General features: G+C 43.4%; 3 protein-coding genes. All 3 read right to left on the reverse strand.

Annotation, left to right across the window (positions count from 1 at the left end; all coding sequences use genetic code 11):
• Window positions 1-39: 39 nt before the first annotated feature.
• The 3 genes from ACT3RN_RS03445 to ACT3RN_RS03455 all read right to left on the reverse strand — a co-directional run bounded on the left by ACT3RN_RS03445 (window position 40) and on the right by ACT3RN_RS03455 (window position 7352).
• On the reverse strand, window positions 40-2337 hold the full coding sequence (locus ACT3RN_RS03445) for a FepA family TonB-dependent siderophore receptor (protein ID WP_444518484.1): 2298 nt from the start codon (window positions 2335-2337) through the stop codon (window positions 40-42).
• Between the two features lie 662 nt (window positions 2338-2999).
• A complete protein-coding gene (locus ACT3RN_RS03450; RefSeq protein ID WP_444518485.1) occupies window positions 3000-5051 on the reverse strand; it encodes a TonB-dependent receptor domain-containing protein in 2052 nt (683 codons plus the stop codon).
• Window positions 5052-5237: 186 nt separating this feature from the next.
• Window positions 5238-7352, reverse strand: a complete 2115-nt coding sequence (locus ACT3RN_RS03455; protein WP_192518223.1) for a TonB-dependent receptor domain-containing protein — start codon at window positions 7350-7352, stop codon at window positions 5238-5240.
• Between the last annotated feature and the right edge of the window lie 271 nt (window positions 7353-7623).

Consider the following 7623-nt stretch of genomic DNA (forward strand, 5'->3'; position numbering starts at 1 on the left):
TCAGACCTTTTCTAATCGAACAAATTTTATGTCTACTTATTAAAAGTCAACGCTAACGTCGAACACATAAGTACGGCCAGGCTCATTGAACGTACGTGCACCAGCATTCGTAGCAGTACCCTCACGATAAACACCCGTATCAAATAAGTTTTTGACACCAGCACCAACCGTAATCGCTTTTGTCAAATCATAGCGAGTGCTCACGTTAGCAATGGCATACGGCTCGCGATCAAGCAACGGGTCATCACTATCATCTCCCGTCGTCGCTGAAATCGTTGGGGCTTCAATCGTGCCATAGTAGCTCACATCAAAACCAGCATTCCACTGAGGCGTGATATCCCAATCGACACCCGTGTTTACAGTGAACTTAGGAATGAGCGATAATGGCTCGCCATTGTCTTTACGCTCTGAGCGGATGTTACCAGTGATATTAGAAGACCATCTTACATTGTCAGTGACTGGTACTTGTACAAAGCCTTCTAAACCTTCAACAATTGCTTCACCTTGATTGTCCCATTGAAAGATAGAACGATCTGTCGCCGTATCTACCGCCACACGATCCGTACCAGCGCCAATGCGGTTATCATAGGCATTGTGGTAATAAGTCAAGCCTGCATTCAGCCCAGTGCCATCATCATAAGTAAAGGTCAGCTCTTTGTTCCAAGAGGTTTCATTTTCTAGGTCAGGATTACCTAAGACTTGACAACCTCTTTCATCAAGAGGTACCCAAGATGGACAGCCATTTCCACGAGTGTAGTAAATATAGTTTGGGTCAAGCTGGTACAGCGATGGCGCTTTAAATGCACGACTGACACCTGCCTTCACTGACCAATCAGGGCTAAAGTGCCAAGTGGTATTGATACTCGGCGACCAGTTACTGCCAGCTTCGCTATGATAATCGAAGCGTAGACCTGGCGTGACATACCAATCAGGCGTGATCTCATAGTTATCTTCTAAATAAGCACCGATGAGGTAAGCATCTGAGGTCGGGTCGCGCTTGTCAGGGTCGGTCTCCACATCACCAAACTCAAAACCATCATCAAATGTCATATCAGATACCACAGGGTTGTCTAACCTCTCGCCGCGGAACTCAGCACCAGCCGTTAAAGTATGACGGTCAAAATAGATATCCCACTCTGATTTGGCATTGAGCGTATCGTAGGTTGCCTCTACCCATTCAAAATCCTCGCCGTCGTCAGGTATGACAATCTGACCTTCACCACCACCCGCACTACCTTCACCCAAACGCTCATTAATTGTCCGAGTGTACTCCACAAAGCTATTGCTACTAGCATTATCATACTCACCGCGATGGGTAATCGCCGCGCCGTAGCGTTGCATTTTGCTCGTTGTTTCACCGTCTAGTTCGTTTATCAACGTTTCATTCACTGACTGGAATAATGAGTCACCCGCCCATCGGTTTTCTTGACGGCTATAATTGACCTCAAAACCGACCGTATTCATCGCATCCATCGCGTATTCAAACACTTGGCGCGCATCGATATTTTCAACCCCTTCAGTACCTGCTGCTACTGAATCATCTAGTGCTTCAGCTGCATTAATATACGGATCATCTGCTTCACTATCGTGATAGCCTAGAGTGGTACGTGAGGACAGCTTGTCAGTCAAAGCGCCTGCCATATTGACATTGGTACGCCAGCTACTGCCTTCTAAGTCGCTCTCTGGTGCCTCGTAGTGCCCAGTCACAGAAAACTCTGTATCAGTCGGGCGCTTAGTGATGATGTTTACCACACCGCCCATACTACCTGAGCCATAACGAGCAGCAGCAGGACCACGCAATACTTCGATACTCTCAATTGCACTTGGTGGTACCCATTGCGAATCACCACGCGTGTCTTGCTCACCACCACGGCTAGGTCGTGAGGAATTACGCGAGGTAACTGGACGGCCATCGATTAAGATAAGCGTGTTGTTTGGACCCATACCACGCAAATCAATCTGACGTTGGTTACCACGTTGACCTGACGTCGATGACCCTGACAGGTTCACACCTGGCATCTTACGTACAATTTCTGAAATATCATTAGAAACGGATGATTTTTCGATGGCTTCTTCACTAATAACGGACAGTCCTGCCGCCTGCTCTAGCTCCTCTCTTGCCGCTCGCACCACAATAGTATCAAGTGTCGCTGTAGGTACTGCTTCTTGGTCAGTCGCCTCATGCACAGCTACCTCATCACCCTCAGCAGCAAAAGCGGTGCTGCTAAGAATAGAGGCGATAGCGATGCTTAGCAAAACTTTGCCGGTCGCTAAAGGTTGTGAGGTTTTTGGAGCATTAAGGTGCTGCTGAGGCGAAATATTTGAGAGTTTTGACATGAATAATGTTCCTTGAAGCATTTGATCTCAATAGAATCTTTCAATCTCGAACAATTTTAGTCATTTTTGATGTGGCATCCACATCGTAAGCATATATAAGTTGATACATACAAATAGGCACACGACTGCCAAGCAAGACAAACTTGTTATCCAGTATATGTATGATGAAAACGGGACTAAAACATAGCCAAAAGGCTTAAATATCGATAGATGAAAGACTAGTAAAAGTATCTACTGCATACGGTTAAAGGTTTGGTGATACTGCGACTGGCAAAAGCCAACTCATTTAAATAGTAATCACAATAAAGCCTCCAAAGAGAGGTAATACAAAAAGCTGTTAATAGTTCTGTAATAAACAAAACACACTTTAGCAAAACAGAAATATTAATGCAAATATTAATAATAATTATTATCATTAACATTAAATTAATAATGTATAGTCAAAAAATGATAAATTGAATACAAAAACGTTGACTACAAATTTAGGACTTCTAAGGAGGGAGGGTCAGTCTGTAGCGACTTAGGAAGTCACTGACGGTACCTGATTTTCGATTTACTGTTGGGTACAACTGGTAAGGCTAACTTGCTTTAGAAGTTACCTACGCTTAGGGCGTGCTGAATACTCAACACGCCCTATCTATCAAATGCCAATTATTTATATATTAAAACTGATAAGTTAAAGAAGCTTTCACATTTCTTCCCATCGCATAATCAGTATAGTCCGAATCGGCTGAGTAGCGTGATGAGTGATTTGCGTACGTTTCATCAAACATATTGTACACACCTAGGGTCGCTTTCACGCCCGCTAACTGCTGAGGCTTGTAGGTCATGAATATATCATGTACGTCATAGCCTTCTTTTTCTTGATCTGTATCATCACCTGTATTAGGGTTGATAGAAGTCACATACGTACTACGCCAGCCTAAATCAAGCGTATCAGTTGGTGCATATCCCAGGTTAACCATGTACTTATCACCAGAGTCATTTTCATCACCAGTGCCTTGAGACAAACTATAGCCAGTCTCTTTACCTTCGCTACGCGCTCGTGCATAGCTCAAGCCCATATTGAAGTTACTGGTACGGTAATCAGCTGAGAGCTCTACCCCTTTGACTTCATAATCTTCATCTGCATTAAATGAGCCTGCGCATGTGCCAGTATCAGAGGCCAGTCCTGTATTACAATCGATACCGCTCTCGTACGTAATCCAGTTTTCCAAATCTGTCACAAAGTACTTACCAGAAAGCTGTAACGAATCGTTTTCAGTGGTCAAGCCACGGAAAATAGTGGATACACCAACTTCGGCATTACTACCAGTTTCGGGCTCTAAATCAGAAGAAATATATTTATCTTCACCATCTGTATTACGGATGGCTTCCTGTAAGTCAGGACCATTGAACAACTGGGTATAACTTGCAAATATATTGGTGCTTGGCAACACTTGATAACTGGCGGCAAAAGCACCCACAACATTGTCGTACGTTTCACCATTTGCCACATCTTGTGGTGCTTCGTAATGATCATAACGAACACCAGGTGTTAGCGTTAATTTACCCATTTGCCATTGGTCTTCTAAATATACAGACGTATTTTTTGCCTCGTCATTTCCGCCAAGGACACCTAGACGAGTTACCTCTGACTCTTTTGTGTAATATTCCACACCAGTAATCAGCTTATGCGAGCCCAACTGACTGTCTATGAGGCTGGTATTTTCGATTTTGCCACCTTTGGTGATCAAGTCAACTTCAATGCCTTTATTATCTCTATCGAGATAAGTTTCAGTTTGATAAATATTGGCTTTAACATCAACTAAGTCACTGGTTGGGTTGTAGCCATACTCTAGCGTATAGGTATCACGGCTTTGTTTCCAAGGTATGACTGGATTCCAGCCATTTTCATCAGTCAATGGGAAATCCGCTCGGGCTGGATACATACCGTCATTTTCTGTACGGCTAAAACTACCACTCACATGATGATCATTACCTAAATAAGCACCTGCTTTTAACAAAATACTTTCTGTATCACCGTCTGACGTTTGAATATCACGACCATCACCATCTTCACCTGCGTCGGATGAGCGTTTGCCATAATAAACTAATAAATCAACATTTTCTGTCGGTGCAGCAAATACGGTCGCTGAGGTTAACAGCTCGTCATTATTACTGCCATAGCCTGTATGGATTTTTGCACCAATCTTTTGATCAACATCAAGCAAATCTGCTGCATCAACGGTCTCAAAAGCCACCGCACCACCAATCGCATCATTACCTAAAGTGACTGAGTTATTACCAACTGAAACTTCAGACCGCTTCAATAAGTCTGGATCAATGACCAAATCTCCAGAATGGTGGAACGCATAGCCTTCTTGACGGGCACCATCAACGGTCACTTTTAAATTCGTATCATCAAAGCCGCGAACACGAACACGTTGGTTCATAGCTGATGTACCGCCTACTGAAGCGCCTGGCACACCGTCTAAAAAGTCATTTAAAAGACTCGCTTGCCCTGCAGGTATATACTGAGCTGAGTCAATAGAATCCGATTGCATACCATCACGTACAGAACTGTTGGCAGTCACTGTAATGGTCTGTAGCGTGGTACTTGGCATATCTTCTACAGTAGCTGCACTCGCCGCCTGCGACCACAATACTGCGGCAACACCCATCGATAATACGGTCAATGGACTAGATAGTTTTGACAACTTTACTTCACGCATAACGCATTTACTCGCTTTTTCTATGATTAGGAATGAAAATTACTTGTTTTTGAAGGCTACTGATTTGTGAAAACTACTTTTATTAATAGGGCGTGTTGAACATTCACAAATTATATAAGCCATAAAAAAAGACCACCTATATAATATAAGTGGTCTTTTTACTACTAATGAGTAAAGTAGTTTGGTTTAGAACTGATAGGTTAAAGAAGCTTTGATGTTACGACCTGGCTCAAAGTCAGTTCTTAAAGTACCATCGTCAGGGCGTGGCGCAACGATACGTGACGCATGATTGGCATAGTTTTCATCAAAGATATTGTATACACCAACTGTTGCTTTTATTCCTTCTATCTGTTTTGGCGAATAGCTCATAAAAATATCATGGATGTCATAGCTTGGTTTTTCGATGTCATCGCCACCCGTATTCGGAGTTACTGAAGCAACATAGGTACTGCGCCAGCCTAGCTCTGTAGTGTCTGTTGGCTCATAAGCCAGATTGAGCATGTATTTATCGCCCGAATCAGAGCTACTGCCTGTTTGTGAGTAGATGCTATAGCCGCTATCTTTGCCTTTACTACGTGCATGAGCGTAGCTCAAGCCCATACTAAAGTCATCCATCTTATAATCGGCGGCAAGCTCGACACCTTTGATTTTGTAGTCTTCATCTTTATTAATTGCACCTTGGCAACTACCGCCTAACTGACCCGTCGCACAATCTAAACCAGAATGCCTACCGCCTGACCGTACAAACTCAATATAGTTTTCGATATTGGTCTCAAAGTATTTACCACTTAATTGCAGTGCATCATCAGCAGTGGTCAAACCACGTAATGTGGTCACAACACCAACCTCGGCGTTATCACCTTCTTCTGCTTTTAAGTCATCATTTACATAAGTCTCAGTGCCATCTTGGTTAAAAATAGCTTGGCTCAAATCTGGACCATTAAACAATTGGGTATAACTGGCAAATAGCTGAGTACTTGGGGCAACCTCGTAGCTGGCGGCTAATCCACCGACGACGTTGTTAAATACTTTACCATCAGCAACGAAATCTGGAGACTCATAGCGATCATAGCGAATACCTGGCGTTAGGCTAAATTTACCCATCTGCCATTGGTCTTCTAAATACACAGAGGTGTTTTGAGCTTCATCGCTACCTGTTTTGGCAGAGTCACGTGCCATTTCAGACTCTTTTTTGTAATGTTCAACACCAGCGATTAGCTTATGCGAACCAGTGATACCCTCAACGATGCTGCTATCAATCACACTGGTATTCTGAATTTTACCGCCTGTAGTTTTGACCTCGGCTTCCCAGTCATAACCAGGGTTTACCGTATAGTCTGTATCTCGCGAGATTTTAGTCTTTGTTTGATAGACGTTGGTATCAACATCGATTAGCTGGTTAACCGGATTATAGTTATAATCTAGTCCATAAGTGTCGCGTTTGACTTTTTGCGGTAGAATCTCATTCCAGCTGCCAACTCCTGGACTGGCTGGAAAGTCGGGACGTAATGGGAACTTACCTTCGTTTTCAGTACTGCTAAAGCTAGCGCCCACATGATGATCATCTGTAATATAAGCACCTGCTTTTAATAAGATGTTTTCGCCCTTGCTGTCTTCGGTTTGAATCTGGCGACCGTTACCATCTTCTCCAGCGTTGGCATCACGCTTACCATAATAAGCAAGTAAATCAACATTGTCTGTTGGTGCGGCAAAGACAGTCGCTGACGACAGTAGTTCGTCGTTATTACTGGCATAACCTGCATGAAGCTTGGCCCCTATTTTTTGACCAGGTTTTAGCAAATCAGCGGCATCGACTGTCTCAAAAGCAACTGCGCCACCAATAGCATCGTTACCTAGCGTGACAGAATTGTTGCCCACCGCGACTTCGGCTTGTTTAAGCAAATCAGGATCGATGGTCACATCGCCCATATGGTAAAACATTTTGCCTTCTTGACGTGCACCATCAATCGTCACTTTCAAACGACTATCATCCAGACCACGTATACGTATGCGCTGATTGACGGTCGATGTACCGCCCACAGTGACACCTGGCACCACATCCAAAATATCACTTAAATGGTTTGCCTGCGCAGCGGGCGTATAATCTTCTACATCGACCCCGCCCTCTTGCACTTTTTCACGTACTGAACTGTTGGCCGACACCGTGATGGTTTGTAACGTGGTGCTTGGCATATCTTCTACCGTATCGGTAGTTGCCGCTTGCGACCCTTGCGACCACAACACCGCTGCCACGCCCATGGACAATACGGTCAATCGACTAGAAAACTGTACTTCACGCATAACACACTCACTTTTTACTATCAGAGATTAGGATTTTCGATACCTGTTTACTTTAAAAACCATTTTTTTAAAACGACTACACTTTGAGAGCTGGCTTTAAACGCTGGATTTTTTAAAAGCGTTTAAAAAACCATATGCGAATAACATCATTAATGTTAATGATAATGATTAGCGTTTAAATGTTGAGGGCATAATAACGAAGTATTAACAATTTGGCAATAATTAGGGCGTGTTGAACATTCATAATTTCAGCCAGATATAAGCGCAAGCG

Source organism: Psychrobacter sp. AOP5-GZ1-6 (genome assembly GCF_052376345.1).
In the GTDB taxonomy this organism is placed as follows: Bacteria; Pseudomonadota; Gammaproteobacteria; order Pseudomonadales; family Moraxellaceae; genus Psychrobacter.